Annotated in this window: 34 protein-coding genes; 33 read left to right on the top strand and 1 reads right to left on the bottom strand. The window is 56.0% G+C overall.

The annotated features are described in order from the left end of the window. Window positions 1-13 precede the first annotated feature (13 nt). The 32 genes from fusA to bfr all read left to right on the top strand — a co-directional run bounded on the left by fusA (window position 14) and on the right by bfr (window position 19,509). Window positions 14-2,119, top strand: a complete 2,106-nt coding sequence (gene fusA, locus PS14A_RS22500; protein ID WP_016772942.1) for an elongation factor G — start codon at window positions 14-16, stop codon at window positions 2,117-2,119. A 31-nt stretch (window positions 2,120-2,150) separates the two neighbouring features. After that, a complete protein-coding gene (gene tuf / locus PS14A_RS22495) occupies window positions 2,151-3,344 on the top strand; it encodes an elongation factor Tu (RefSeq protein ID WP_024014521.1) in 1,194 nt (397 codons plus the stop codon). A gap of 153 nt (window positions 3,345-3,497) precedes the next feature. Continuing rightward, the gene (gene rpsJ, locus PS14A_RS22490) at window positions 3,498-3,809 is read left to right on the top strand and encodes a 30S ribosomal protein S10 (protein ID WP_003186070.1); all 312 of its coding nucleotides are present in this window, start codon (window positions 3,498-3,500) and stop codon (window positions 3,807-3,809) included. Between the two features lie 80 nt (window positions 3,810-3,889). Then, entirely contained in the window at window positions 3,890-4,525 is a 636-nt protein-coding gene (rplC, locus tag PS14A_RS22485) for a 50S ribosomal protein L3 (protein WP_003228738.1), read from the top strand. 12 nt (window positions 4,526-4,537) lie between these two features. Beyond that, on the top strand, window positions 4,538-5,140 hold the full coding sequence (rplD, locus tag PS14A_RS22480; RefSeq protein WP_003228735.1) for a 50S ribosomal protein L4: 603 nt from the start codon (window positions 4,538-4,540) through the stop codon (window positions 5,138-5,140). After that, window positions 5,137-5,436, top strand: a complete 300-nt coding sequence (gene rplW / locus PS14A_RS22475; RefSeq protein ID WP_002555488.1) for a 50S ribosomal protein L23 — start codon at window positions 5,137-5,139, stop codon at window positions 5,434-5,436. Before rplD ends, rplW begins: the two co-directional genes overlap by 4 nt. Window positions 5,437-5,450: 14 nt before the next feature. Next, on the top strand, window positions 5,451-6,275 hold the full coding sequence (rplB, locus tag PS14A_RS22470) for a 50S ribosomal protein L2 (RefSeq protein WP_130912287.1): 825 nt from the start codon (window positions 5,451-5,453) through the stop codon (window positions 6,273-6,275). 16 nt (window positions 6,276-6,291) lie between these two features. Then, window positions 6,292-6,567 carry a 30S ribosomal protein S19 gene (rpsS, locus tag PS14A_RS22465; protein WP_011336172.1) on the top strand — a complete coding sequence of 92 codons (276 nt, stop codon included), beginning with the start codon at window positions 6,292-6,294 and terminating at the stop codon, window positions 6,565-6,567. Between the two features lie 11 nt (window positions 6,568-6,578). After that, window positions 6,579-6,911, top strand: a complete 333-nt coding sequence (rplV, locus tag PS14A_RS22460; RefSeq protein ID WP_003103908.1) for a 50S ribosomal protein L22 — start codon at window positions 6,579-6,581, stop codon at window positions 6,909-6,911. 13 nt (window positions 6,912-6,924) lie between these two features. Further along, a complete protein-coding gene (gene rpsC, locus PS14A_RS22455; RefSeq protein WP_003176422.1) occupies window positions 6,925-7,611 on the top strand; it encodes a 30S ribosomal protein S3 in 687 nt (228 codons plus the stop codon). Window positions 7,612-7,623: 12 nt separating this feature from the next. Next, on the top strand, window positions 7,624-8,037 hold the full coding sequence (gene rplP, locus PS14A_RS22450) for a 50S ribosomal protein L16 (RefSeq protein ID WP_003228729.1): 414 nt from the start codon (window positions 7,624-7,626) through the stop codon (window positions 8,035-8,037). Beyond that, on the top strand, window positions 8,037-8,228 hold the full coding sequence (gene rpmC, locus PS14A_RS22445) for a 50S ribosomal protein L29 (protein ID WP_002555481.1): 192 nt from the start codon (window positions 8,037-8,039) through the stop codon (window positions 8,226-8,228). Before rplP ends, rpmC begins: the two co-directional genes overlap by 1 nt. Before the next feature lie 2 nt (window positions 8,229-8,230). Further along, on the top strand, window positions 8,231-8,497 hold the full coding sequence (gene rpsQ, locus PS14A_RS22440; RefSeq protein ID WP_003194644.1) for a 30S ribosomal protein S17: 267 nt from the start codon (window positions 8,231-8,233) through the stop codon (window positions 8,495-8,497). Between the two features lie 23 nt (window positions 8,498-8,520). Then, entirely contained in the window at window positions 8,521-8,889 is a 369-nt protein-coding gene (gene rplN / locus PS14A_RS22435) for a 50S ribosomal protein L14 (protein WP_002555479.1), read from the top strand. A gap of 11 nt (window positions 8,890-8,900) precedes the next feature. Further along, on the top strand, window positions 8,901-9,215 hold the full coding sequence (rplX, locus tag PS14A_RS22430; RefSeq protein ID WP_003186046.1) for a 50S ribosomal protein L24: 315 nt from the start codon (window positions 8,901-8,903) through the stop codon (window positions 9,213-9,215). Window positions 9,216-9,235: 20 nt separating this feature from the next. Continuing rightward, window positions 9,236-9,775, top strand: coding sequence for a 50S ribosomal protein L5 (rplE, locus tag PS14A_RS22425; RefSeq protein ID WP_003210069.1), 540 nt, complete (start codon window positions 9,236-9,238; stop codon window positions 9,773-9,775). Between the two features lie 13 nt (window positions 9,776-9,788). Continuing rightward, window positions 9,789-10,094: a 30S ribosomal protein S14 gene (rpsN, locus tag PS14A_RS22420; RefSeq protein ID WP_003186042.1), complete on the top strand. Its 306-nt coding sequence runs from the start codon at window positions 9,789-9,791 to the stop codon at window positions 10,092-10,094. Between the two features lie 208 nt (window positions 10,095-10,302). Beyond that, window positions 10,303-10,695, top strand: a complete 393-nt coding sequence (gene rpsH / locus PS14A_RS22415; RefSeq protein ID WP_016772944.1) for a 30S ribosomal protein S8 — start codon at window positions 10,303-10,305, stop codon at window positions 10,693-10,695. A gap of 12 nt (window positions 10,696-10,707) precedes the next feature. Further along, the gene (rplF, locus tag PS14A_RS22410) at window positions 10,708-11,241 is read left to right on the top strand and encodes a 50S ribosomal protein L6 (RefSeq protein ID WP_003228722.1); all 534 of its coding nucleotides are present in this window, start codon (window positions 10,708-10,710) and stop codon (window positions 11,239-11,241) included. A 10-nt stretch (window positions 11,242-11,251) separates the two neighbouring features. Continuing rightward, window positions 11,252-11,602, top strand: coding sequence for a 50S ribosomal protein L18 (rplR, locus tag PS14A_RS22405; RefSeq protein WP_003186037.1), 351 nt, complete (start codon window positions 11,252-11,254; stop codon window positions 11,600-11,602). 3 nt (window positions 11,603-11,605) lie between these two features. Then, window positions 11,606-12,106, top strand: a complete 501-nt coding sequence (gene rpsE, locus PS14A_RS22400) for a 30S ribosomal protein S5 (RefSeq protein ID WP_007955637.1) — start codon at window positions 11,606-11,608, stop codon at window positions 12,104-12,106. A gap of 2 nt (window positions 12,107-12,108) precedes the next feature. Beyond that, window positions 12,109-12,285, top strand: coding sequence for a 50S ribosomal protein L30 (gene rpmD, locus PS14A_RS22395; RefSeq protein ID WP_003176408.1), 177 nt, complete (start codon window positions 12,109-12,111; stop codon window positions 12,283-12,285). Window positions 12,286-12,288: 3 nt separating this feature from the next. Next, a complete protein-coding gene (gene rplO, locus PS14A_RS22390; protein ID WP_003228720.1) occupies window positions 12,289-12,726 on the top strand; it encodes a 50S ribosomal protein L15 in 438 nt (145 codons plus the stop codon). Then, window positions 12,727-14,055, top strand: coding sequence for a preprotein translocase subunit SecY (gene secY / locus PS14A_RS22385; protein ID WP_016772945.1), 1,329 nt, complete (start codon window positions 12,727-12,729; stop codon window positions 14,053-14,055). 27 nt (window positions 14,056-14,082) lie between these two features. Further along, window positions 14,083-14,199: a 50S ribosomal protein L36 gene (gene rpmJ / locus PS14A_RS22380; protein WP_002555468.1), complete on the top strand. Its 117-nt coding sequence runs from the start codon at window positions 14,083-14,085 to the stop codon at window positions 14,197-14,199. A gap of 130 nt (window positions 14,200-14,329) precedes the next feature. Next, the gene (gene rpsM / locus PS14A_RS22375; protein ID WP_003186020.1) at window positions 14,330-14,686 is read left to right on the top strand and encodes a 30S ribosomal protein S13; all 357 of its coding nucleotides are present in this window, start codon (window positions 14,330-14,332) and stop codon (window positions 14,684-14,686) included. Window positions 14,687-14,716: 30 nt separating this feature from the next. Continuing rightward, window positions 14,717-15,106 carry a 30S ribosomal protein S11 gene (gene rpsK, locus PS14A_RS22370; protein ID WP_002555466.1) on the top strand — a complete coding sequence of 130 codons (390 nt, stop codon included), beginning with the start codon at window positions 14,717-14,719 and terminating at the stop codon, window positions 15,104-15,106. Between the two features lie 18 nt (window positions 15,107-15,124). Continuing rightward, window positions 15,125-15,745, top strand: coding sequence for a 30S ribosomal protein S4 (gene rpsD / locus PS14A_RS22365; RefSeq protein WP_003176404.1), 621 nt, complete (start codon window positions 15,125-15,127; stop codon window positions 15,743-15,745). A 22-nt stretch (window positions 15,746-15,767) separates the two neighbouring features. Continuing rightward, window positions 15,768-16,769, top strand: coding sequence for a DNA-directed RNA polymerase subunit alpha (rpoA, locus tag PS14A_RS22360; RefSeq protein WP_016772946.1), 1,002 nt, complete (start codon window positions 15,768-15,770; stop codon window positions 16,767-16,769). 42 nt (window positions 16,770-16,811) lie between these two features. After that, on the top strand, window positions 16,812-17,198 hold the full coding sequence (gene rplQ, locus PS14A_RS22355) for a 50S ribosomal protein L17 (RefSeq protein ID WP_003176402.1): 387 nt from the start codon (window positions 16,812-16,814) through the stop codon (window positions 17,196-17,198). Window positions 17,199-17,437: 239 nt separating this feature from the next. Beyond that, window positions 17,438-18,874: a catalase gene (locus PS14A_RS22350; protein WP_212617256.1), complete on the top strand. Its 1,437-nt coding sequence runs from the start codon at window positions 17,438-17,440 to the stop codon at window positions 18,872-18,874. 167 nt (window positions 18,875-19,041) lie between these two features. Further along, the gene (bfr, locus tag PS14A_RS22345) at window positions 19,042-19,509 is read left to right on the top strand and encodes a bacterioferritin (protein ID WP_130912285.1); all 468 of its coding nucleotides are present in this window, start codon (window positions 19,042-19,044) and stop codon (window positions 19,507-19,509) included. Window positions 19,510-19,575: 66 nt separating this feature from the next. Here the strand turns inward: bfr and uvrA are convergent, their stop codons facing one another. Further along, window positions 19,576-22,410 (bottom strand): excinuclease ABC subunit UvrA, encoded by a 2,835-nt coding sequence (gene uvrA / locus PS14A_RS22340; RefSeq protein ID WP_039761937.1) that lies wholly within the window; start codon window positions 22,408-22,410, stop codon window positions 19,576-19,578. A gap of 191 nt (window positions 22,411-22,601) precedes the next feature. On the opposite strand from uvrA, the gene PS14A_RS22335 reads away from it, so the two are divergent. Then, entirely contained in the window at window positions 22,602-23,999 is a 1,398-nt protein-coding gene (locus tag PS14A_RS22335) for an MFS transporter (protein ID WP_041477665.1), read from the top strand. The last annotated feature ends 5 nt before the right edge of the window (window positions 24,000-24,004 follow it).

The raw sequence follows: 24,004 nt of genomic DNA, 5'->3' as shown, positions 1-24,004 counted from the left end.
TTGCGAGGGCTTTATGGCTCGTACTACTCCGATTAGCCGCTACCGTAACATCGGTATCGTCGCTCACGTGGATGCTGGTAAAACCACCACCACCGAGCGCGTACTGTTTTACACCGGCAAAAGTCACAAAATGGGCGAGGTGCATGATGGCGCCGCGACCACAGACTGGATGGTTCAGGAGCAGGAGCGTGGTATTACCATTACTTCTGCTGCCATTACCGCCTTCTGGAAAGGTTCCGAGAAGCAGTACTCTCACGAGCACCGTTTCAACGTAATCGATACCCCGGGCCACGTTGACTTCACCATTGAAGTTGAGCGTTCCCTGCGCGTACTCGACGGCGCTGTCGTTGTGTTCTGCGGTACTTCGGGTGTTGAGCCGCAGTCGGAAACCGTATGGCGTCAAGCCAACAAATACGGCGTTCCACGTCTTGTTTACGTAAACAAGATGGACCGTGCCGGCGCCAACTTCCTGCGCGTGATCGGTCAGATCAAGCAGCGTCTGGGTCACACTCCGGTGCCGATCCAGTTGGCCATCGGTTCCGAAGACAACTTCCAGGGTCAGATCGATCTGATCAACATGCAAGCTGTCTACTGGAATGACTCCGACAAAGGTATGGTCCCTGTTCGCAAGGACATTCCTGCCGAGCTGCAAGAGCTGGCTGAAGAGTGGCGCAACAACATGGTTGAAGCTGCTGCCGAAGCCAACGAAGAGCTGATGAACAAGTACCTGGAAGGCGAAGAGCTGTCGATCGAAGAGATCAAGGCTGCTTTGCGTCAGCGTACTATCGCCGGCGAAATCGTTCTGGCCGTTTGCGGTTCTTCGTTCAAGAACAAGGGCGTTCCCCTGGTTCTCGACGCCGTTATCGACTACCTGCCTGCTCCGACCGACATTCCTGCTATCAAGGGTTCCAACCCTGATAACGAGGAAGAAGAGATGGAGCGTCATGCAGACGACAACGAGCCTTTTGCGGCTCTGGCGTTCAAGATCGCTACCGACCCATTCGTGGGTACCCTGACCTTCGTCCGCGTTTACTCGGGCGTGTTGAACTCCGGCGACGGCGTGATCAACTCGGTCAAGGGCAAGAAAGAGCGCGTGGGTCGTATGGTGCAAATGCACGCAAACGCTCGCGAAGAGATCAAGGAAGTGCGCGCTGGTGACATCGCGGCCCTGATCGGCATGAAGGACGTCACCACTGGTGAAACCCTCTGCAACGCTGACAAGCCAATCATCCTGGTTCGCATGGACTTCCCGGAGCCGGTTATTTCGGTTGCCGTAGAGCCCAAGACCAAGGATGACCAGGAAAAAATGGGTATCGCTCTGGGCAAACTCGCTCAGGAAGACCCGTCTTTCCGCGTTAAAACTGATGAAGAGACTGGTCAGACGATCATCTCCGGCATGGGCGAGCTGCACCTGGACATCCTGGTTGATCGGATGCGCCGTGAGTTCAACGTCGAAGCCAACATCGGCAAGCCTCAGGTTTCGTATCGTGAGCGCATCACGAAGAACTGTGAAATCGAAGGCAAGTTCGTTCGTCAGTCCGGTGGTCGCGGCCAGTTCGGTCACTGCTGGATCCGTTTTGCTCCTGCTGACGAAGGTCAGGAAGGTCTGCAATTCGTGAACGAAGTTGTAGGTGGTGTGGTTCCTAAGGAATACATCCCGGCTATCCAGAAGGGTATCGAAGAGCAGATGAAGAACGGCGTTGTTGCCGGCTATCCGCTGATCGGCCTGAAGGCTACCGTGTTCGATGGTTCTTACCACGACGTCGACTCCAACGAGATGGCGTTTAAGGTGGCTGCTTCCATGGCGACCAAGCAACTGGCCCAGAAGGGCGGTGGTGAGTTGCTCGAGCCGATCATGGCGGTAGAGGTTGTTACGCCTGAAGACTATATGGGTGATGTGATGGGCGACCTTAACCGTCGTCGCGGCATGATCCAGGGTATGGAAGACACAGTGTCCGGCAAGGTTATCCGTGCCGAGGTTCCACTGGGTGAGATGTTCGGTTATGCGACCGACGTTCGTTCCATGTCCCAGGGTCGCGCAAGCTACTCTATGGAATTCAAAAAATACGATACGGCTCCGTCGCACATCGTCGAATCCGTAACCAAAAAACAAGGCTGATTCAGCCCCTTTAGGCTAGGAGTTAATTGTCGTGGCTAAAGAAAAATTTGATCGTTCCCTACCGCACGTCAACGTTGGCACCATTGGTCACGTTGACCACGGTAAAACCACTCTGACTGCTGCTCTGACTCGCGTCTGCTCCGAAGTTTTCGGTTCGGCCGTCGTTGAATTCGACAAGATCGACAGCGCACCAGAAGAAAAAGCTCGCGGTATCACCATCAACACCGCTCACGTTGAGTACAACTCGACTATTCGTCACTACGCTCACGTTGACTGCCCAGGTCACGCTGACTACGTGAAGAACATGATCACCGGTGCTGCCCAGATGGACGGCGCGATCCTGGTTTGCTCGGCCGCTGATGGTCCGATGCCACAAACCCGTGAGCACATCCTGCTGTCCCGTCAGGTAGGCGTTCCGTACATCGTGGTTTTCCTGAACAAGGCTGACCTGGTAGACGACGCTGAGCTGCTGGAACTGGTTGAGATGGAAGTTCGTGACCTGCTGTCGACCTACGACTTCCCGGGCGACGACACTCCGATCATCATCGGTTCGGCTCGTATGGCGCTGGAAGGCAAAGACGACAACGAAATGGGCACCACTGCCGTTCGTAAACTGGTTGAAACTCTGGATACCTACATCCCAGAACCAGTTCGTATGATCGACAAGCCATTCCTGATGCCAATCGAAGACGTGTTCTCGATCTCGGGTCGCGGTACTGTTGTGACTGGTCGTATCGAGCGCGGTATCGTTCGCGTTCAGGACGCTCTGGAAATCGTTGGTCTGCGTGACACCACCACCACCACCTGCACCGGTGTTGAAATGTTCCGCAAGCTGCTCGACGAAGGTCGTGCTGGCGAGAACTGCGGCGTTCTGCTGCGTGGTACCAAGCGTGATGACGTTGAGCGTGGCCAGGTTCTGGTCAAGCCAGGTTCGGTCAAGCCGCACACCAAGTTCACCGCAGAAGTTTATGTTCTGAGCAAGGAAGAAGGCGGTCGTCACACTCCGTTCTTCAAAGGCTACCGTCCACAGTTCTACTTCCGTACTACTGACGTGACTGGTAACTGCGAGCTGCCAGAAGGCGTTGAAATGGTAATGCCGGGTGACAACATTCAGATGACTGTTACCTTGATCAAAACCATCGCGATGGAAGACGGTCTGCGTTTCGCTATCCGTGAAGGCGGTCGTACCGTCGGCGCTGGCGTCGTAGCCAAAATCATCGAGTAAGACTTTTAAAGTCAGCTTGATGGATTGAAAAGCCCCCGCTCAGCGGGGGCTTTTTTATTGGGTTGACACCTATCGGGGGCGTCTATAGAATTGCGCCTCCTTTTAACGGGCGTATTGCGCCCGGTGGGAATAGCAGCCGGAGTCTGAAATCCAATGCAAAATCAGCAAATCCGTATCAGGTTGAAGGCTTTTGACCATCGCCTGATCGACCAATCAACCCAGGAAATCGTGGAAACCGCGAAACGTACTGGTGCTCAAGTGCGTGGTCCAATTCCACTGCCTACCCGTAAAGAGCGGTTCACCGTTCTGGTTTCCCCGCACGTCAACAAAGACGCGCGTGACCAGTACGAGATCCGCACTCATAAGCGTGTTCTGGACATCGTCCAGCCAACGGATAAAACCGTTGACGCGCTGATGAAGCTTGATCTTGCGGCCGGTGTGGAAGTGCAGATCAGCCTCGGCTAAGACTCGGTCTTGGTCGTGTAACGCTCTGAAATGGGCGGCCATAGCGGGTGAAAGCCCCGTACACTCATGAGGTTTACAACATGACTATTGGTGTAGTCGGTCGTAAATGCGGTATGACCCGTATTTTCACCGAAGAAGGTGTCTCCATTCCGGTCACGGTCATTGAGATCGAGCCGAATCGCGTCACCCAGTTCAAAACTGAAGAGACCGATGGCTATCGTGCAGTGCAAGTCACTGTCGGCGAGCGTCGCGCTTCGCGTGTAACAGCAGCTCAGGCTGGCCACTTCGCTAAAGCGAACGTTGCCGCTGGTCGCACCACCATGGAATTCCGCCTTGAAGAAGGCGAGTACCAGGCTGGCGATCTGATCAACGCTGAAATCTTCGCCGCTGGTCAACTGGTTGATGTAACCGGTCAGTCCAAGGGTAAAGGCTTCCAGGGTACGATCAAGCGTTGGAATTTCCGCGGGCAAGATAACACCCACGGTAACTCCGTATCCCACCGCGTCCCAGGCTCTATCGGCCAGTGCCAGACTCCTGGTCGTGTATTCAAGGGCAAAAAAATGTCCGGTCATATGGGCGCTGAGCGCGTGACCGTGCAGTCCCTGGAAGTAGTGCGCGTGGACGCTGAACGCAATCTGTTGTTGGTCAAGGGTGCTGTTCCTGGCGCTACTGGCGGCAACCTGGTTGTACGTCCAGCAGCCAAGGCTCGCGGTTAAGGGGAAGCTGACATGCAATTAAATGTAAATGACGCTCAAGCGATCGAAGTTTCCGAACTGACATTTGGCGGCGAATTCAACGAGACGCTGGTTCACCAAGCAGTCGTGGCCTACATGGCCGGCGGCCGTCAAGGTAGCAAGCAGCAGAAGACCCGTTCCGACGTTCGTGGTGGCGGCAAGCGCCCATGGCGTCAGAAAGGTACTGGCCGTGCTCGTGCCGGTACTATCCGTAGCCCAATCTGGCGTGGCGGCGGTACCACTTTCGCAGCTCGTCCACAGGATCACTCCCAGAAGCTGAACAAGAAGATGTATCGCGCAGCAATGCGTTCCATCCTTGCTGAGCTGGTGCGTACTGATCGTCTGGTCGTGGTTCAGGATTTCGCTGTTGAAACTCCGAAAACCAAAGATCTGCTGGGCAAACTGAACAACATGAGCCTGACCGACGTTCTGATCGTGTCGGACGCTGTTGATCAGAACCTGTACCTGGCTGCTCGCAACCTGCCGCACGTAGATGTACGTGATGTGCAAGGTTCCGATCCAGTTAGTCTGATCGCATACGACAAGGTGTTGATCACCGTGTCGGCCGTGAAGAAATTCGAGGAGCTGCTGGGATGAACCAGGAACGCGTATTTAAAGTTCTGCTTGGCCCGCACGTTTCCGAAAAGGCTACGGTTCTGGCAGACAAGAAAGGCCAGTTCGTTTTCAAGGTTGCTACTGACGCAACCAAGCTGGAAATCAAGAAGGCCGTCGAAAGCCTGTTCAGCGTGAAAGTAGAGCGCGTCACTACCCTGAATGTTCTGGGTAAGAGCAAGCGCACTGCTCGCGGTCTGGGCAAGCGTAATGACTGGAAGAAGGCAGTTATCTCCCTTCAGCCAGGCCAAGATCTCGATTTCAGCAGCAGTGCTGAGTAAGGAAGGGGTGCATCATGGCAATCGTTAAATGCAAACCGACTTCCCCTGGCCGCCGTTTTGTGGTCAAGGTGGTCAACCAGGAGCTGCATAAAGGCGCTCCTCACGCACCGCTGCTCGAGAAAAAATCGAAGTCTGGTGGTCGTAACAACAATGGCCGTATTACCACTCGTCACATCGGTGGTGGTCATAAGCAGCATTACCGTATGGTCGATTTCCGTCGCAACGACAAAGATGGCATCTCCGCCACTGTCGAGCGCATCGAATACGATCCAAACCGTACTGCTCACATCGCACTGCTTTGCTACGCAGACGGCGAGCGCCGCTACATCATCGCCCCTAAAGGCGTGAGTGCTGGCGACCAGCTGATCGCAGGCGCTCTGGCTCCAATCAAGCCAGGCAATGCTCTGCAACTGCGCAACATTCCAGTCGGTTCTACCGTACACGGCATCGAATTGAAGCCAGGTAAAGGTGCACAGATCGCTCGTTCCGCTGGTGCTTCGGCTCAGCTGATCGCTCGTGAAGGTGTCTACGTGACCCTGCGTCTGCGTTCCGGTGAAATGCGTAAAGTCCTGGCTGAATGCCGTGCGACCCTGGGTGAAGTCTCGAACTCCGAGCACAGCCTGCGTTCGCTGGGTAAAGCTGGTGCCAAACGCTGGCGTGGCGTTCGCCCAACCGTTCGTGGTGTTGCCATGAACCCGGTTGACCACCCACATGGTGGTGGTGAAGGTCGTACCTCTGGTGGTCGTCATCCGGTATCGCCATGGGGCTTCCCGACTAAGGGCGCGAAGACTCGTGGTAATAAGCGTACCGACAAAATGATCGTCCGTCGTCGCAAGTAAATAGAGGGATACGACAGTGCCACGTTCTCTGAAAAAAGGTCCTTTTATTGATCTTCACCTACTGAAGAAGATCGAAGTGGCGGCGGAAAAGAACGATCGCAAACCAATTAAAACCTGGTCGCGTCGTTCGATGATCCTGCCACAAATGGTCGGTCTGACCATCGCAGTACACAACGGTCGTCAGCACGTCCCAGTTCTCGTTAACGAAGACATGGTCGGCCACAAACTGGGCGAGTTCGCCGGTACCCGCAACTATCGCGGGCACGTGGCTGACAAGAAAGCCAAGCGTTAAGGGGTAAGGAAATGGAAGTAGCCGCTAAGTTGTCGGGCGCTCGAATCTCCGCCCAGAAAGCCCGCTTGGTCGCCGACCAGATCCGCGGGAAGAAGGTGGGCGAAGCGCTCAACCTGTTGGCTTTCAGCAGTAAGAAAGCCGCCGAGATCATGAAGAAAGTGCTGGAGTCGGCCGTAGCCAACGCCGAGCATAACGAAGGCGCAGACGTTGATGACCTGAAGGTCAGCACCGTTTTCGTCAACGAAGGGCGTTCGCTGAAGCGCATCATGCCACGTGCCAAAGGCCGTGCTGATCGCATCGTCAAGCGGTCTTGCCATATCACTGTCAAGGTTGCTGACAAGTAACGGAGTCGAAGAGATGGGTCAGAAAGTACATCCCATTGGCATTCGCCTGGGAATCGTCAAGGAGCACACCTCCGTCTGGTACGCAGACGGTCGGACTTATGCGGACTACTTGTTCGCAGATCTGAAAGTGCGTGAGTATCTCCAAGACAAACTAAAAAGCGCGTCCGTAAGCCGTATCGATATCCATCGTCCGGCCCAAACTGCACGCATCACCATCCACACCGCTCGTCCTGGTATCGTTATCGGGAAGAAAGGTGAAGATGTTGAGAAACTGCGTCAGGACCTGACCAAGCAAATGGGTGTGCCTGTGCACATCAATATCGAAGAGATCCGCAAGCCGGAGCTCGACGGTATGCTGGTTGCGCAGAGCGTAGCTCAGCAGCTGGAGCGTCGTGTAATGTTCCGTCGCGCTATGAAGCGCGCAGTACAGAACGCCATGCGCATTGGTGCCAAAGGCATCAAAATCCAAGTGAGCGGTCGTCTCGGCGGTGCTGAAATCGCACGTACTGAATGGTATCGCGAAGGTCGTGTGCCACTGCACACCCTGCGTGCCGACATCGACTATGCCAACTACGAAGCTCACACCACTTACGGTGTGATCGGTGTAAAGGTTTGGATCTTCAAAGGCGAAGTTATTGGTGGTCGCCAAGAAGAACTGAAACCACAAGCACCAGCGCCTCGTAAAAAAGCTGCTAAGTAAGGGGTACGCCAAATGTTGCAACCAAAGCGTACGAAGTTCCGCAAGCAGATGACCGGCCACAACCGTGGTCTGGCACTGCGCGGTAGCAAAGTCAGCTTCGGCGAGTTCGCGCTGAAGTCTGTTGCTCGTGGTCGTCTCACCGCTCGTCAGATCGAGTCAGCGCGTCGTGCTCTGACCCGTCACGTAAAACGTGGCGGCAAGATCTGGATCCGTGTATTCCCGGACAAGCCGATCTCCAAGAAGCCTCTCGAGGTTCGTATGGGTAAAGGTAAGGGTAACGTGGAGTACTGGGTTGCCCAGATTCAGCCAGGCAAAGTCCTGTATGAAATCGAGGGTGTTTCTGAAGAGCTGGCGCGTGAGGCTTTCGCCCTGGCTGCTGCAAAGCTGCCGCTCGCCACCTCCTTTGTTAAACGGACGGTGATGTGATGAAAGCGAATGAACTTCGTGAAAAATCCGCACAGCAGCTGAACGAGCAACTGCTCGGCTTGCTGCGCGACCAGTTCAATCTGCGCATGCAGAAAGCAACTGGCCAGTTGGGGCAGTCTCATCTGCTCTCGCAAGTTAAGCGTGACATCGCTCGCGTGAAGACTGTGCTCAACCAGCAGGCAGGTAAGTGATCATGGCTGAAGCCGAAAAAACTGTCCGTACGCTGACTGGCCGTGTTGTCAGCGACAAGATGGACAAAACCATCACCGTTCTGATCGAGCGTCGCGTTAAGCACCCGATCTACGGTAAATACGTTAAGCGTTCGACTAAGCTGCACGCGCACGACGAAACCAATCAGTGCCACATCGGCGACAAAGTCACTATTCGTGAAACTCGTCCGATGGCCAAGACCAAGTCTTGGGCGCTGGTTGATGTTCTCGAACGCGCTGTGGAAGTCTAAGGGCTAGGGGTCGGAGAAATTATATGATTCAGACTCAATCCATGCTCGATGTGGCCGATAACAGCGGCGCTCGCCGTGTTATGTGCATCAAGGTGCTGGGTGGCTCCCATCGTCGTTACGCTGGTATCGGTGACATCATCAAAGTTACCGTGAAGGAAGCAATTCCTCGCGGTAAGGTGAAAAAAGGCCAAGTGATGACTGCTGTTGTAGTCCGCACTCGTCACGGCGTACGTCGTGCTGATGGCTCCATTATCCGCTTTGATGGCAACGCTGCTGTTCTTCTGAACAACAAGCAAGAGCCGATCGGCACCCGTATCTTTGGGCCAGTGACCCGTGAACTTCGTACTGAGAAGTTCATGAAGATCGTCTCGCTCGCCCCAGAAGTGCTGTAAGGAGATCCGACATGCAAAAGATTCGTCGTGACGACGAGATCATCGTGATCGCCGGCAAAGACAAAGGTAAGCGCGGTAAGGTGCTGAAGGTTCTTGCTGACAACCGTCTGGTTGTTGGTGGTCTGAACCTGGTCAAGCGTCATACCAAGCCTAACCCGATGTCGGGCGTACAGGGCGGTATCGTCGAGAAAGAAGCGCCACTGCACGCTTCCAACGTCGCCATCTTCAACGGCGAAACCAACAAGGCTGACCGCGTTGGTTTCAAAGTAGAAGACGGTAAGAAAATTCGTGTCTTCAAGTCGACCCAAAAAGCGGTTGATGCTTGAACACTGCTAGGTAGAAGACCATGGCACGACTAAAAGAGATTTACCGGAAGGAAATCGCTCCGAAACTTAAGGAAGAACTTAAGCTTTCGAACGTGATGGAAGTTCCGCGCGTTACCAAAATCACCCTGAACATGGGTCTGGGCGAAGCGATCGGCGACAAAAAAGTCATCGAGCACGCTGTTGCTGACCTGGAAAAGATCACCGGCCAGAAAGTCGTTGTGACCTACGCTCGTAAATCCATCGCTGGCTTCAAAGTCCGCGAAGGATGGCCGATCGGCGTCAAAGTGACCCTGCGCCGTGAGCGTATGTACGAGTTCCTGGATCGTCTGCTGTCGATCTCCCTGCCTCGGGTTCGCGACTTCCGCGGCCTGAATGCCAAGTCCTTCGATGGTCGTGGCAACTACAGCATGGGCGTGAAAGAGCAGATCATCTTCCCGGAAATCGACTACGACAAGATCGATGCTCTCCGCGGTCTGGACATTACCCTGACCACCACTGCCAAGAACGATGATGAAGGCCGCGCTCTGCTGCGTGCTTTCAAATTCCCGTTCCGCAACTGATTGGAGTAGGAAAATGGCCAAGAAGAGCATGAAGAACCGTGAGCTGAAGCGTCAGCTCACCGTTGCCAAGTACGCCACCAAGCGTGCAGCGCTGAAAGCTATCATCGTCGATCTGAACGCAAGTCCAGAAGCGCGTTGGGAAGCTACCGTAGCTCTGCAGAAGCAACCACGTGACGCAAGCGCTTCGCGCATGCGCAACCGTTGCCGCCTGACTGGTCGTCCGCACGGCGTGTACCGCAAGTTCGGCCTCGGCCGTAACATGCTGCGTCAAGCTGCAATGCGTGGTGACGTACCAGGTCTGGTTAAAGCCAGCTGGTAACAGTTGTCAAAGTCTCGATGTTCGGGTTCGCAAGAACCTGACCATCGGTGGCCTTGAATCTGAATCAAGCCCCTTTTGGGGCTTGATTCATTTCTGGGGTGTGTCTAGAATGACCGGCTCGCCTGAGCCCGTGTTTTTCTGCCCGGAAGTTCTCGGCGACAAGTAGTAGCCGCAAGGCTAATTTTTTTGTATTAGGAGCGTCTAGCCCATGAGTATGCAGGACCCGTTAGCGGACATGCTAACTCGAATCCGTAATGCCCAGATGGCTGAAAAGTCTGTCGTAAGCATGCCGTCTTCCACGTTGAAGGCTGCTGTAGCAAAAGTCCTGAAGGACGAAGGTTACATCGCGGATTTTCAGATCACCACCGACGCCAAGCCGTCGCTGTCCATCTCGCTGAAGTACTTCGAAGGCCGTCCGGTTATCGAAGAAGTGAAGCGCGTTAGTCGTCCAGGCCTGCGTCAGTACAAGTCCGTTGAAGATCTGCCGAAAGTTCGTGGCGGTCTTGGCGTGTCTATCGTCTCCACCAACAAAGGTGTGATGACGGATCGTGCTGCGCGCGCTGCCGGTGTCGGCGGCGAAGTTCTTTGCACTGTGTTCTAAGGGGGGATAAGCATGTCTCGCGTCGCTAAGAACCCCGTTAAGCTGCCAGCCGGTGTCGAAGTCAAATTCGCAGGCCAACAGCTTTCGGTGAAGGGTGCCAAGGGTACTCTTGAACTGAACATCCATTCGTCCGTTGAGATCGTTGAAGAAGCTGGTGAGCTGCGTTTCGCTGCTCGCAATGGCGATCAACAAACTCGCGCAATGGCCGGTACCACGCGTGCGTTGGTAAACAACATGGTCCAGGGCGTAAGCCAAGGCTTCGAGCGCAAGCTCCAGCTGGTCGGTGTTGGTTACAAAGCGCAAGCAAAAGGTCAGGTTCTGAACCTGGCTCTTGGCTTCTCGCACCCAGTGGATTACGAACTGCCGGAAGGCATCACCGCTGAGACTCCTAGCCAGACCGATATCCTGATCAAGGGCATCGACAAGCAGCTGGTAGGTCAAGTGGCCGCCGAGATCCGCGACTTCCGTCCACCAGAGCCGTACAAAGGCAAAGGTGTGCGCTACGCGGACGAAGTCGTCCGTCGTAAAGAAGCCAAGAAGAAGTAGGGCATAGCAAATGACCGACAAAAAAGTTACTCGACTGCGTCGCGCTCGCAAAGCACGCCTGAAAATGCACGAACTCGAAGTCGTGCGTCTCTGCGTGTTCCGCTCGTCGCAGCACATCTACGCCCAGGTCATCTCGGCCGACGGCAACAAAGTCCTGGCAAGTGCCTCGACTTTGGATAAAGAACTGCGTGATGGTGCCACTGGCAACATCGACGCGGCCACAAAGGTTGGCCAGCTGGTCGCTACGCGTGCTAAGGCCGCTGGCGTATCGCAAGTGGCTTTCGACCGCTCTGGCTTCAAGTATCACGGCCGCGTTAAAGCGCTGGCTGATGCTGCTCGTGAAGCTGGGCTGGAGTTCTAAGTTATGTCAAATAACGACCAAAAGCGCGACGAAGGCTACATCGAGAAGCTGGTTCAAGTTAACCGCGTAGCCAAAACCGTTAAAGGCGGCCGTATCTTCACTTTCACCGCGTTGACCGTGGTTGGTGATGGTAAAGGGCGTGTTGGCTTCGGCCGTGGCAAGTCGCGTGAAGTGCCTGCTGCGATCCAGAAGGCAATGGAAGCTGCTCGCCGCAACATGATTCAAGTTGACCTGAACGGCACCACTCTGCAGTACGCAATGAAGTCCGCTCACGGCGCTTCGAAGGTGTACATGCAGCCTGCTTCTGAAGGTACCGGTATCATCGCTGGCGGCGCTATGCGTGCTGTCCTCGAAGTTGCTGGCGTTCAGAACGTTCTGGCCAAGTGCTACGGCTCGACTAACCCGGTAAACGTGGTTCACGCCACTTTCAAGGGTCTGAAGGCTATGCAGTCTCCTGAGTCCATCGCTGCCAAGCGTGGCCTGCGTGTTGAGGAGATCAAGTAATCATGGCTACCGTTAAAGTTACGCTGATCAAAAGCATGACCGGCCGCATCCCTAACCACAAATTGTGCGTTAAGGGTCTGGGTCTGCGTCGCATCGGTCACACTGTAGAAGTCCAGGATACTCCCGAGAATCGCGGGATGATCAACAAGGCTTACTACATGCTGCGTGTCGAGGGTTAATCGATGAAACTCAATGATCTGAGTCCAGCGCCGGGTTCCCGTCGCGAAAAGCATCGTCCGGGCCGTGGTATCGGTAGTGGTTTGGGCAAGACTGGTGGCCGTGGTCACAAAGGTCAGACCTCCCGCTCCGGTGGCACCATCGCTCCAGGCTTTGAAGGCGGTCAACAGCCGCTGCATCGTCGCCTGCCCAAGTTCGGTTTCGTTTCCCTGAAAGCCATGGATCGCGCAGAAGTGCGTTTGTCCGAGCTGGCCAAAGTGGAAGGCGACATCGTTACTGTGCAGTCCCTGAAAGATGCCAACGTGATCAACGTCAACGTACAGCGTGTGAAAATCATGCTGTCCGGTGAAGTGACTCGCGCTGTCACTATCGGCAAGGGAATCGGCGCCACCAAAGGTGCGCGTGCGGCTATCGAAGCAGCTGGCGGCAAGTTCGAGGAATAAATGGCTAAGCAAGGTGCTCTCTCTGCGCTCGGCAAAGGCGGTATGTCTGAACTCTGGGCTCGTCTGCGTTTTCTGTTCCTGGCGATTATCGTCTACCGAATAGGCGCACACATCCCGGTTCCAGGTATCAACCCGGACCGACTCGCAGACCTGTTTCGACAGAATGAGGGGACCATTCTTAGCTTGTTCAACATGTTCTCCGGCGGCGCGCTGGAACGGATGAGCATCTTTGCACTGGGGATCATGCCGTACATTTCGGCATCGATCATCATGCAACTGATGACCGCCGTCAGCCCGCAGCTGGAGCAGTTGAAGAAGGAAGGTGAAGCTGGCCGTCGCAAGATCAGCCAGTACACCCGCTACCTCACCGTCGCTCTCGCTCTGGTCCAGGCTATTGGCATGTCCATTGGTCTGGCCGGGCAGGGCGTTGCGTTCACTGGTGACTTTGGCTTCCATTTCGTCGCGGTAACCACATTTGTGGCTGGTGCGATGTTCATGATGTGGCTGGGTGAGCAGATTACTGAGCGTGGTGTTGGCAACGGTATCTCGATGTTGATTTTTTCGGGTATCGTCGCCGGTCTTCCGAGAGCAATCGGGCAGTCTTTCGAGTCTGCGCGTCAGGGTGATATCAACATCTTCGCCCTGGTTGCCATCGGTTTGCTGGCAGTAGCGATTATCGGTTTCGTGGTGTTCATTGAGCGTGGTCAGCGTCGTATCGCTGTTCACTACGCCAAGCGTCAGCAGGGCCGCAAGGTCTTTGCTGCGCAGACCAGCCACTTGCCGCTGAAGGTGAACATGGCCGGTGTTATTCCGGCTATTTTCGCGAGCAGCATTTTGCTGTTCCCGGCTTCGTTGGGTGCCTGGTTCGGTCAGTCTGAAGGTATGGGCTGGTTGCAGGACATCTCGCAGTCGATCGCTCCTGGTCAGCCGTTGAATATTCTGCTGTTTAGTGCAGGGATTATTTTCTTCTGCTTCTTCTATACGGCGTTGATGTTCAATCCGAAAGACGTAGCGGAAAACCTGAAGAAGTCCGGTGCCTTTATTCCGGGCATCCGTCCAGGTGAGCAGTCTGCGCGCTACATTGATGGCGTTCTGACTCGTTTGACCCTGTTCGGTGCTCTTTACATGACGGCCGTGTGCCTGTTGCCCCAGTTTCTTGTGGTTGCAGCAAACGTTCCGTTCTACCTTGGCGGGACCTCGTTGCTGATCGTGGTCGTGGTTGTGATGGACTTCATGTCCCAAGTACAATCGCACCTCGTTTCGCACCAGTACGAATCCCTGATGAAGAAAGCCAACCTGAAGGGTTACGGCAGCGGCATGTTGCGCTGAGTACCCATAAGGTTCGAGGAGTTGGTGATGAAAGTTCGTGCATCGGTGAAAAAGCTGTGCCGTAACTGCAAGATTATTCGCCGCGAAGGTGTTGTTCGAGTAATTTGCAGCGCGGAACCGCGTCACAAACAGCGCCAAGGCTGAGTGTGATTGTGCTTCAAGCCCGGTAGCTAGTGCGCTACCGGGTTGATTATTTGTTATTACAGCGATATTATCTCGCGCCCTATTTCTTGGCTTCCGGGGCGTAGGTAGCTGTCAATTGGAGTCCCACTGAATGGCCCGTATTGCAGGCGTTAACATTCCAGATAACAAGCATACTGTTATCTCGCTGACCTACATCTATGGTGTTGGTCGCACTACTGCGCAGAAGATCTGTGCAGTGACTGGGGTAAACCCAGCAGCAAAGATCAAAGATCTGAGCGACGAGCAAATTGAACAGCTGCGTGGCGAAGTGGCGAAGTTCACCACTGAAGGTGACCTGCGTCGCGAAATCAACATGAAAATCAAGCGCTTGATGGACCTCGGTTGCTATCGCGGTCTGCGTCATCGTCGTGGTCTGCCAGTACGCGGTCAGCGTACCAAGACCAACGCGCGTACCCGTAAAGGTCCGCGTAAGCCGATCCGCAAGTAATCGCCCCAGCGAATCGACAGGAATTTAATCATGGCAAAACCTGCTGCTCGTCCTCGTAAAAAAGTTAAAAAGACAGTGGTTGATGGCATCGCCCACATCCATGCATCTTTTAACAACACCATCGTGACCATTACCGACCGTCAAGGTAACGCTCTTTCCTGGGCTACCTCCGGTGGTTCGGGTTTCCGCGGTTCCCGCAAGTCCACCCCGTTCGCTGCTCAAGTAGCTGCTGAACGTGCTGGTCAAGCTGCGCTGGAATACGGCCTGAAAAACCTCGACGTCAACGTCAAGGGTCCAGGTCCAGGTCGTGAATCCGCAGTCCGCGCTTTGAACGGCTGTGGCTACAAGATCGCCAGCATCACCGACGTGACGCCAATCCCGCACAACGGGTGCCGTCCGCCGAAGAAGCGCCGCGTGTAATCCAGGAGATTGTAAAGAATGGCTCGTTACATTGGTCCAAAATGCAAACTCGCTCGTCGCGAAGGCACCGATCTCTTCCTGAAGAGCGGCGTGCGCGCGATCGAATCGAAGTGCAACATTGAAGCAGCACCTGGTATCCACGGCCAACGCCGCGGTCGCCAGTCCGATTACGGCACCCAACTGCGTGAAAAGCAGAAGGTCCGTCGTATCTACGGCGTTCTCGAGCGTCAGTTCAGCGGCTACTACAAAGAAGCTGCTGGCAAGAAAGGTGCAACCGGTGAAAACCTGCTGCAACTTCTCGAATGCCGTCTGGACAACGTTGTATACCGTATGGGCTTTGGTTCGACTCGTGCCGAATCCCGCCAGCTGGTATCGCACAAGTCGATCAGCGTCAACGGTCAGACCGTAAACGTTCCGTCGTATCAGGTTCGTGCTGGTGACGTGGTTGCAGTTCGCGAGAAAGCAAAAAACCAACTTCGCATTGTCCAAGCTCTCGATCTGTGTGCCCAACGTGGCCGCGTAGAATGGGTAGAAGTAGACACTGAGAAGAAGTCGGGCGTTTTCAAGAACGTTCCTGCTCGCAGTGATCTGTCCGCCGACATCAACGAAAGCCTGATTGTCGAGCTCTACTCCAAGTAAGGGCTAGAAAATAGGTGCATCCATGCAGATTTCGGTAAATGAGTTCCTGACACCCCGCCACATTGATGTGCAGGTTGTCAGTCCAACCCGCGCCAAGATCACTCTCGAGCCTCTCGAGCGTGGTTTTGGCCACACCCTGGGCAACGCGCTGCGCCGCATCCTGTTGTCCTCAATGCCCGGCTGCGCAGTAGTCGAGGCCGAGATTGACGGTGTGCTCCACGAGTACAGCGCCATCGAAGGTGTACAGGAAGACGTAATTGAAATCCTGTTGAACCTTAAAGGTCTGGCCATCAAGCTGCACGGTCGTGACGAAGTTACGCTGACCTTGTCGAAGAAGGGTTCGGGGGTGGTTACCGCTGCCGATATTCAGCTGGATCATGATGTCGAGATCGTTAATCCCGATCACGTAATCGCTAACCTGGCGTCTAACGGCGCCCTGAACATGAAGCTCACCGTAGCTCGTGGTCGTGGTTATGAACCAGCCGACTCGCGTCAGAGCGATGAAGACGAAAGCCGCAGCATCGGTCGCTTGCAGCTTGACTCTTCGTTCAGCCCGGTTCGCCGTATCGCTTACGTGGTGGAAAACGCCCGTGTCGAGCAGCGTACCAACCTGGACAAGCTGGTTATTGATCTGGAAACCAACGGTACCCTGGATCCTGAAGAGGCTATCCGTCGCGCTGCAACCATCCTGCAACAGCAGCTGGCTGCGTTCGTCGACCTCAAAGGTGAAAGTGAGCCGCTGGTTGTCGAGCAGGAAGACGAGATCGATCCGATCCTGCTTCGCCCGGTTGACGATCTGGAACTGACTGTACGTTCGGCTAACTGCCTTAAGGCGGAAAACATCTACTACATCGGCGACCTGATTCAGCGTACCGAAGTAGAGCTGTTGAAGACTCCGAACCTGGGCAAGAAATCCTTGACTGAAATCAAGGACGTTCTGGCCTCCCGCGGTCTGTCCCTCGGCATGCGCCTCGACAACTGGCCGCCTGCAAGTCTTAAGAAGGACGACAAGGCGACTGCCTGATCGTCGTAATCACCGAACGTAGTGTTTGGTAAGGAATGAACCATGCGTCATCGTAAAAGTGGTCGTCACCTGAGCCGCACCAGCTCGCACCGCAAGGCCATGTTCCAAAACATGGCGGTGTCGCTGTTCGAGCACGAGCTGATCAAAACTACTCTGCCAAAAGCCAAAGAACTGCGCCGCGTTGCCGAGCCGCTGATCACTCTGGCCAAGACAGACAGCCTGGCTAACCGCCGTCTGGCTTTCGACCGTACTCGTTCGAAAGCTATCGTTGGTAAGCTCTTCAACGACCTGGGCAAGCGTTACGCTACCCGTGAGGGTGGCTACCTGCGCATCCTCAAGTGCGGTTTCCGCGCTGGCGACAACGCGCCTATGGCGTACGTCGAGTTGGTTGATCGTGCTACTGCTGGCGAAGCTGTATCCGCCGAGTAAGACGTCAGTCTGAAACAAAGAACCGGGCCTAGTGCCCGGTTTTTTGTGCCTGTAAGAAATGCGTCGTCCGTACAAGTTTCTGACATGGTTGAACTGCCACTATGTGCCGGGAAAACATAATTAGTAATTATCTATCGATGCCTGCAAGTTAATGAATTTGTAGCTGTAACGTCGATGATCAATACTTCGCCCCAAGCCCATTAGCCGGCAGTTCAAGACTGACAGAGGAAGAAGACCGCATGAGCCAGACCAAGACGCTTACAACCGCCAGTGGCGCGCCAGTCGCTGACAACCAGAATTCCCGTTCCGCCGGCCCACGCGGTCCGCTGCTTCTCGACGATTTCCATCTGATCGAAAAGCTCGCGCACTTCAACCGTGAAAACATTCCAGAACGCCGTGTCCACGCTAAGGGCTCGGGCGCTTACGGTACGTTCACCGTCACCCGTGACATCACCGCATACACCAGCGCAAAGTTGTTCGAATCGGTAGGCAAACAAACGCCAACCTTTCTGCGCTTTTCCACCGTAGGTGGCGAGCGTGGTTCGGCCGACACTGAGCGCGATCCGCGCGGCTTCGCCTTGAAGTTCTACACGGAGGAAGGCAACTGGGACATCGTTGGCAACAACACGCCAGTGTTCTTCATCCGTGATCCGCTAAAGTTTCCTGACTTTATCCACACGCAAAAGCGTCTGCCGCAAAGCAACCTGAAAAGTGCGCAGATGATGTGGGATTTCTGGTCGCATTCGCCTGAAGCGTTGCACCAGGTCACCATCCTGTTTTCTGATCGTGGCATCCCTGACGGCTACCGTCACATGCACGGCTTCGGTAGCCACACCTACAGCCTGATCAACGCCAAAGGAGAGCGTCACTGGGTGAAGTGGCACTACAAGACCCAGCAGGGCATCAAGAACCTGGCGCCAGCCGAGGCCGCCCTTTTGGCCGGTACCGACCCGGACTATGCGCAGCGTGACCTGTTCGAGGCCATCGAGCGCGGTGAATTCCCGAAATGGCGCGTGTGCATTCAGATCATGACCGAAGCGCAAGCGGCGGCTCATTACGAGAACCCATTCGACGTGACCAAGACCTGGTCGCAGAAGGAGTTTCCGTTGATCGAAGTCGGTGAGCTGGAGTTGAATCGCAACCCGCTGAACTACTTCGCGGAAGTTGAACAGGCTGCGTTTGGCCCGAGCAACATGGTGCCAGGTGTCGGTCTGTCGCCAGACCGCATGCTGCAAGGCCGTGTATTCGCATACGCTGACGCGCACCGCTACCGTGTGGGCACCAATCACCAGCAATTGCCGGTGAACGCTCCGCGCAGTCCGGTGAATACTTATCAGCGTGACGGCTCCATGGCGTTCGGCAGCAATGGCGGCGCGGCGCCGAACTATGAACCGAACAGTTACGTTGAGTCGCCGAAACAAGCGCCACATTACGCTGAGCCAGCGCTGGCCTTGAGCGGTGCCGCTGATCGTTATGATCATCGCGAAGACACCGACTACTACAGCCATGCCGGTGCCTTGTTCCGCTTGATGAGCGACGAGCAGAAAGCATTGCTGGTCAGCAACATTGCCGGCGCAATGGCGGGTGTTTCCAGCGACGTCGTCGATCGTCAGTTGCAGCATTTCTACAAAGCCGATCCGGCGTATGGAGAAGCAATCGCAAAGCTGCTCAACTGACAGCTTAACGTAGTCTAAACGAGAAGCAGAACCGCCCTCATTTGGGCGGTTTTTGCGTTATTTGGCCTGCTTTTCTCAGAATATCTTCGCTTTTATTGCGCGTGGTGAGTGACCTTCCGGTCAGGTTGGTTCAAACTACAGACTTTCAGGAAGGGAGATGTAGGGCGATGCAAGGCCACCCAGATGTAATCGATTACCTCAATACGTTGCTGACCGGCGAACTGGCCGCGCGTGACCAGTATTTCGTTCATTCGCGGATGTATGAGGACTGGGGGTTCACCAAGCTCTACGAGCGCATCAACCACGAGATGGAAGAAGAAGCCGGCCATGCCGATGCGCTGATGCGGCGGATTCTGATGCTCGAAGGCACGCCGCGCATGCGTCCGGATGATCTGGATGTCGGCACCACGGTGCCTACGATGCTCGAAGCGGATCTGCGCCTCGAATACAAAGTCCGCGCTGCGCTGTGCAAAGGCATCGAACTTTGCGAGCAACACCAGGACTACGTCAGCCGCGAAATTCTGCGGGTTCAGCTCAACGACACTGAAGAAGATCACACCTACTGGCTGGAAAAGCAGTTGGGCCTGATCAAACTCATCGGTCTTGAGAACTACCTGCAATCCCACGCGTCCTGATTGCAACTGCTATAAAAAAAGCCCCTGTCACTTCATCAGTGACAGGGGCTTTTTCATGCCTGGCACTTACGCCCGATCGCGGATCAGCAGCGGCTTGAGGTAATGGCCGGTGTGAGATTGCTTCATCTCGGCAACTTCCTCCGGCGTACCGGTGGCAATGATCTGCCCGCCTTTGGAACCGCCTTCAGGACCGAGGTCCACCAGCCAGTCAGCGGTCTTGATCACATCGAGATTGTGCTCGATGACCACCACAGTGTTGCCGTGATCGCGCAGACGATGCAGAACATCGAGTAATTGCTGGATATCGGCGAAGTGCAGGCCGGTGGTCGGCTCGTCGAGGATGTACAGGGTCTTGCCGGTATCGCGCTTGGACAGCTCGCGCGACAACTTGACCCGCTGTGCTTCACCGCCGGACAGGGTCGTTGCCGACTGCCCGAGCTTGATGTAGGACAGGCCGACATCCATCAGCGTTTGCAGCTTGCGCGCCAGTGCTGGCACCGCATCGAAGAACTCCCGTGCTTCCTCGATGGTCATTTCAAGGGTTTCGTGGATGCTCTTGCCCTTGTATTTGATTTCAAGGGTTTCGCGGTTGTAGCGCTTGCTCTTGCACACATCGCAGGGCACATAGATGTCCGGCAGGAAGTGCATTTCCACCTTGATCAGGCCATCGCCCTGGCACGCTTCGCAGCGACCGCCCTTGACGTTGAACGAGAAACGCCCTGGGCCGTAACCCCGGGAGCGCGACTCGGGCACGCCGGCAAACAGTTCGCGGATCGGCGTGAACAGCCCGGTATAGGTCGCCGGGTTGGAGCGCGGAGTACGGCCGATCGGGCTCTGGTCGATGTCGACGACTTTGTCGAGATGTTCCAGGCCTTTGATGCTGTCATGCGCGGCTGCTTCCAGCGTGGTCGCGCCATTCAGTGCCGTGGCGCTGAGCGGGAACAGCGTGTTGTTGATCAGTGTCGATTTGCCCGAACCGGATACGCCAGTCACGCAAGTCAGCAGGCCGATCGGGATGTCCAGATCGACGTTGCGCAGGTTGTTGCCACGCGCACCTTTGAGCGACAGGTTGAGCTTCTTGTTGCGCGGCGTGCGTTTGGCCGGCACTTCGATCTTCACCCGGCCGGACAGGTATTTGCCAGTCAGCGAATCCGGGTGCGCCATGACTTCATCCGGCGTGCCTTCGGCAACGATCTGCCCGCCGTGCACACCGGCGCCCGGGCCGATATCGACGACATAGTCAGCCAGACGAATCGCGTCTTCATCGTGCTCGACCACAATCACCGTGTTGCCGATATCGCGCAAATGCTTGAGCGTGCCAAGCAACCGGTCGTTGTCGCGCTGATGCAGACCAATGGACGGTTCATCAAGGATATACAGAACGCCGACCAGACCGGCGCCAATCTGGCTGGCCAGACGAATCCGTTGCGCCTCGCCACCGGACAATGTGTCGGCACTGCGATCCAGCGACAGATAGTCGAGGCCGACGTTGACCAGAAATTGCAGACGCTCGCGGATTTCCTTGAGGATCTTGTCGGCGATCTCGCCGCGGCGACCGGTCATCTTCAGCGCGCCGAAATATTCGCAGGCATCGCCAATCGGCAGGTTGGTCACTGCCGGCAAGGTTTTCTCGCCGACCCAGACGTGCCGGGCTTCGCGACGCAGACGCGTGCCACGGCAATCCGGGCAGGCCTGATGGCTGAGGAACTTGGCCAGCTCTTCGCGCACGCTCGCCGATTCGGTTTCGCGATAGCGACGCTCAAGATTCGGCACGATGCCTTCGAACGGGTGCGAGCGTTTGACGATATCGCCACGGTCGTTGAGGTATTTGAAGTCGACGTTTTGCGAGCCGCTGCCGTGCAGGATGAACTTCTGCTGCTCGGCGCTCAGGTCGTTGAAGGGCTTGTCCAGGCTGAACTTGTAGTGCGAGGCGAGTGAGCCGAGCATCTGGAAGTAATAGACGTTGCGCCGGTCCCAGCCGCGAATCGCACCTTCGGCCAGGGTCAGCTCGCCATTGACCAGACGCTTGATGTCGAAGAACTGCTTCACACCCAGGCCGTCGCAGGTCGGGCAGGCGCCGGCCGGGTTGTTGAAGGAAAACAGCTTGGGTTCCAGCTCGCTGATCGCATGGCCGCAGATCGGGCAGGCGAAGCGTGCGGAGAAGATCATTTCTTCGCCCGGCTCGTCGTCCATCGGCGCGACCAGGGCAATGCCGTCGGCCAGTTTCAGCGCGGTTTCGAAAGATTCGGCCAGACGTTGCTGCAGATCGGCGCGAACCTTGAAGCGGTCGACGATCACATCGATCGAATGCTTCTTCTGTTTATCCAGCTTCGGCAGCTCGTCGAGTTCGCAAATGCGTCCGTTGACCCGGGCGCGGACGAAACCCTGCGCACGCAATTCTTCGAAGACCGACAGGTGTTCGCCTTTGCGTTCGCGGATCACCGGTGCCAGCAACATGAGTTTGCTGCCTTCCGGCTGTGCCAGCACCAGGTCGACCATCTGGCTGACAGTCTGCGCCTCCAGTGGAATGTCGTGATCCGGGCAACGCGGCGTACCCACGCGGGCATAGAGCAAACGCAGGTAGTCGTAGATTTCGGTGATGGTGCCGACCGTCGAACGAGGGTTGTGCGAGGTCGACTTCTGTTCGATGGAGATCGCCGGCGACAGGCCTTCGATGGTGTCGACGTCGGGTTTTTCCATCATCGACAGGAACTGCCGGGCGTAGGCCGACAGCGATTCGACATAGCGGCGCTGACCTTCGGCATACAGCGTGTCGAACGCCAGGGACGACTTGCCGGATCCGGACAGGCCGGTGATGACGATCAGTTTGTCCCGTGGCAGGGTCAGGTCGATGTTCTTCAGGTTGTGGGTACGGGCCCCACGTATCAGGATCTTGTCCAAAGTGGCCTCGCTTGGCGGGCGTCGAAAACGTAGGAGTATACGGGCAAATACTGGATGGATGCACACTATCAAACGAAGGGCGTTTTGCCGTTCATGAAGAGAGTTTCATCTATACGCGTCATAGCGTCGCGATATACCCCGTCTTCCGATGGGACTGGTAGAATCGCCGCCGGTTCACACGAGGTTTTTCCATGCACGATCCCCACAGCGAACGCATGAGTGGCAGCGAGACCCGCGCGGCGAGCGGTCTGGCCCTGGTGTTCGCCTTCCGTATGCTTGGCATGTTCATGGTGTTGCCGGTGCTGGCGACCTATGGCATGGATCTGGCGGGAGCGACCCCGGCCCTGATCGGGCTGGCGATTGGCGCTTACGGTCTGACCCAGGCAATTTTCCAGATCCCGTTCGGGATCATTTCCGATCGTATCGGCCGTCGACCGGTGATCTACCTCGGCCTGATCGTCTTCGCCCTCGGCAGTGTGCTGGCTTCGCAGGCCGATTCGATCTGGGGCGTGATCGCCGGACGAATCCTGCAGGGCGCCGGGGCGATTTCCGCAGCGGTCATGGCGCTGCTTTCCGACCTGACCCGCGAACAGCATCGGACCAAAGCCATGGCGATGATCGGCATGACCATCGGCCTGTCGTTCGCCGTGGCCATGGTGGTCGGGCCGTTACTGACCAGTGCGTTCGGGTTGTCCGGGCTGTTTCTTGCCACCGGCGCCATGGCGCTGGTCGGCATTTTGATCATCATGTTCATGGTGCCGCAATCCACCGGGCCGTTGCAGCACCGGGAATCCGGCGTGGCGCGGCAGGCGCTGATGCCGACGCTCAAACACCCGGACTTGCTGCGCCTGGATCTGGGCATCTTTGTGTTACATGCCATGTTGATGTCGAGCTTCGTGGCCTTGCCGCTGGCACTGGTGGAAAAAGCCGGTTTGCCCAAGGAACAGCACTGGTGGGTCTACCTCACCGCGCTGCTGATTTCTTTCTTCGCCATGATCCCGTTCATTATCTACGGCGAGAAGAAACGCAAAATGAAACGAGTTTTGCTCGGCGCCGTCATGACATTGATGCTGACTGAACTATTCTTCTGGCAGTTCGGCGACAGCCTGCGCGCTCTGGTGATTGGTACGGTGGTGTTTTTCACCGCGTTCAATCTGCTCGAGGCATCGTTGCCGTCGCTGATCAGCAAGGTTTCACCGGCAGGCGGCAAGGGCACGGCCATGGGCGTGTACTCCACCAGCCAGTTCCTCGGTTCGGCACTCGGCGGGATACTCGGCGGCTGGTTGTTCCAGCATGGCGGTCTGTCGGTTGTGTTCCTCGGATGCGCCGCGCTGGCTGCACTTTGGCTGGCCTTTGCTGTTACCATGCGCGAACCTCCCTACGTGACGAGCCTGCGCTTGCCGTTGTCGCCCGAAGCGATCCGCGAAGCGGGTCTGGTCGAGCGCCTCAAGGCCCTGGTAGGGGTAACAGATGCAGTGATAGTCGCCGAAGAAGCGGCTGTTTACATCAAACTGGACAAAGAATTAGTGGATCGCACCACCCTCGAACGCCTGGTCAACAACCCGGCCGGGGCTGCGTGCGACGCTTAGGAGAA

The organism is Pseudomonas sp. 14A (assembly GCF_018132745.1).
Classification (GTDB): Bacteria; Pseudomonadota; Gammaproteobacteria; order Pseudomonadales; family Pseudomonadaceae; genus Aquipseudomonas; species Aquipseudomonas mercuritolerans.
The sequence above is the reverse complement of the archived record's forward strand: the minus strand, read 5'-3'. Positions and strand labels throughout refer to the sequence as shown.

What these genes read in the sequence shown, in the direction of transcription:
- fusA (WP_016772942.1), top strand. Translation starts at nt 14, where the DNA reads ATGGCTCGTACTACTCCGATTAGCCGCTACCGTAACATCGGTATCGTC.
- rplE (WP_003210069.1), top strand. Translation starts at nt 9,236, where the DNA reads ATGGCACGACTAAAAGAGATTTACCGGAAGGAAATCGCTCCGAAACTT.
- rpsH (WP_016772944.1), top strand. Translation starts at nt 10,303, where the DNA reads ATGAGTATGCAGGACCCGTTAGCGGACATGCTAACTCGAATCCGTAAT.
- rplO (WP_003228720.1), top strand. Translation starts at nt 12,289, where the DNA reads ATGAAACTCAATGATCTGAGTCCAGCGCCGGGTTCCCGTCGCGAAAAG.
- rplP (WP_003228729.1), top strand. Translation starts at nt 7,624, where the DNA reads ATGTTGCAACCAAAGCGTACGAAGTTCCGCAAGCAGATGACCGGCCAC.
- secY (WP_016772945.1), top strand. Translation starts at nt 12,727, where the DNA reads ATGGCTAAGCAAGGTGCTCTCTCTGCGCTCGGCAAAGGCGGTATGTCT.
- rpsJ (WP_003186070.1), top strand. Translation starts at nt 3,498, where the DNA reads ATGCAAAATCAGCAAATCCGTATCAGGTTGAAGGCTTTTGACCATCGC.
- rpsE (WP_007955637.1), top strand. Translation starts at nt 11,606, where the DNA reads ATGTCAAATAACGACCAAAAGCGCGACGAAGGCTACATCGAGAAGCTG.
- rplR (WP_003186037.1), top strand. Translation starts at nt 11,252, where the DNA reads ATGACCGACAAAAAAGTTACTCGACTGCGTCGCGCTCGCAAAGCACGC.
- rplN (WP_002555479.1), top strand. Translation starts at nt 8,521, where the DNA reads ATGATTCAGACTCAATCCATGCTCGATGTGGCCGATAACAGCGGCGCT.
- rplB (WP_130912287.1), top strand. Translation starts at nt 5,451, where the DNA reads ATGGCAATCGTTAAATGCAAACCGACTTCCCCTGGCCGCCGTTTTGTG.
- PS14A_RS22350 (WP_212617256.1), top strand. Translation starts at nt 17,438, where the DNA reads ATGAGCCAGACCAAGACGCTTACAACCGCCAGTGGCGCGCCAGTCGCT.
- rpmJ (WP_002555468.1), top strand. Translation starts at nt 14,083, where the DNA reads ATGAAAGTTCGTGCATCGGTGAAAAAGCTGTGCCGTAACTGCAAGATT.
- rplF (WP_003228722.1), top strand. Translation starts at nt 10,708, where the DNA reads ATGTCTCGCGTCGCTAAGAACCCCGTTAAGCTGCCAGCCGGTGTCGAA.
- rpsM (WP_003186020.1), top strand. Translation starts at nt 14,330, where the DNA reads ATGGCCCGTATTGCAGGCGTTAACATTCCAGATAACAAGCATACTGTT.
- rpmC (WP_002555481.1), top strand. Translation starts at nt 8,037, where the DNA reads ATGAAAGCGAATGAACTTCGTGAAAAATCCGCACAGCAGCTGAACGAG.
- rpmD (WP_003176408.1), top strand. Translation starts at nt 12,109, where the DNA reads ATGGCTACCGTTAAAGTTACGCTGATCAAAAGCATGACCGGCCGCATC.
- rpsC (WP_003176422.1), top strand. Translation starts at nt 6,925, where the DNA reads ATGGGTCAGAAAGTACATCCCATTGGCATTCGCCTGGGAATCGTCAAG.
- rplV (WP_003103908.1), top strand. Translation starts at nt 6,579, where the DNA reads ATGGAAGTAGCCGCTAAGTTGTCGGGCGCTCGAATCTCCGCCCAGAAA.
- rplX (WP_003186046.1), top strand. Translation starts at nt 8,901, where the DNA reads ATGCAAAAGATTCGTCGTGACGACGAGATCATCGTGATCGCCGGCAAA.
- rpoA (WP_016772946.1), top strand. Translation starts at nt 15,768, where the DNA reads ATGCAGATTTCGGTAAATGAGTTCCTGACACCCCGCCACATTGATGTG.
- rpsN (WP_003186042.1), top strand. Translation starts at nt 9,789, where the DNA reads ATGGCCAAGAAGAGCATGAAGAACCGTGAGCTGAAGCGTCAGCTCACC.
- rpsQ (WP_003194644.1), top strand. Translation starts at nt 8,231, where the DNA reads ATGGCTGAAGCCGAAAAAACTGTCCGTACGCTGACTGGCCGTGTTGTC.
- rplW (WP_002555488.1), top strand. Translation starts at nt 5,137, where the DNA reads ATGAACCAGGAACGCGTATTTAAAGTTCTGCTTGGCCCGCACGTTTCC.
- rplQ (WP_003176402.1), top strand. Translation starts at nt 16,812, where the DNA reads ATGCGTCATCGTAAAAGTGGTCGTCACCTGAGCCGCACCAGCTCGCAC.
- rplD (WP_003228735.1), top strand. Translation starts at nt 4,538, where the DNA reads ATGCAATTAAATGTAAATGACGCTCAAGCGATCGAAGTTTCCGAACTG.
- rplC (WP_003228738.1), top strand. Translation starts at nt 3,890, where the DNA reads ATGACTATTGGTGTAGTCGGTCGTAAATGCGGTATGACCCGTATTTTC.
- rpsK (WP_002555466.1), top strand. Translation starts at nt 14,717, where the DNA reads ATGGCAAAACCTGCTGCTCGTCCTCGTAAAAAAGTTAAAAAGACAGTG.
- rpsD (WP_003176404.1), top strand. Translation starts at nt 15,125, where the DNA reads ATGGCTCGTTACATTGGTCCAAAATGCAAACTCGCTCGTCGCGAAGGC.
- PS14A_RS22335 (WP_041477665.1), top strand. Translation starts at nt 22,602, where the DNA reads ATGCACGATCCCCACAGCGAACGCATGAGTGGCAGCGAGACCCGCGCG.
- bfr (WP_130912285.1), top strand. Translation starts at nt 19,042, where the DNA reads ATGCAAGGCCACCCAGATGTAATCGATTACCTCAATACGTTGCTGACC.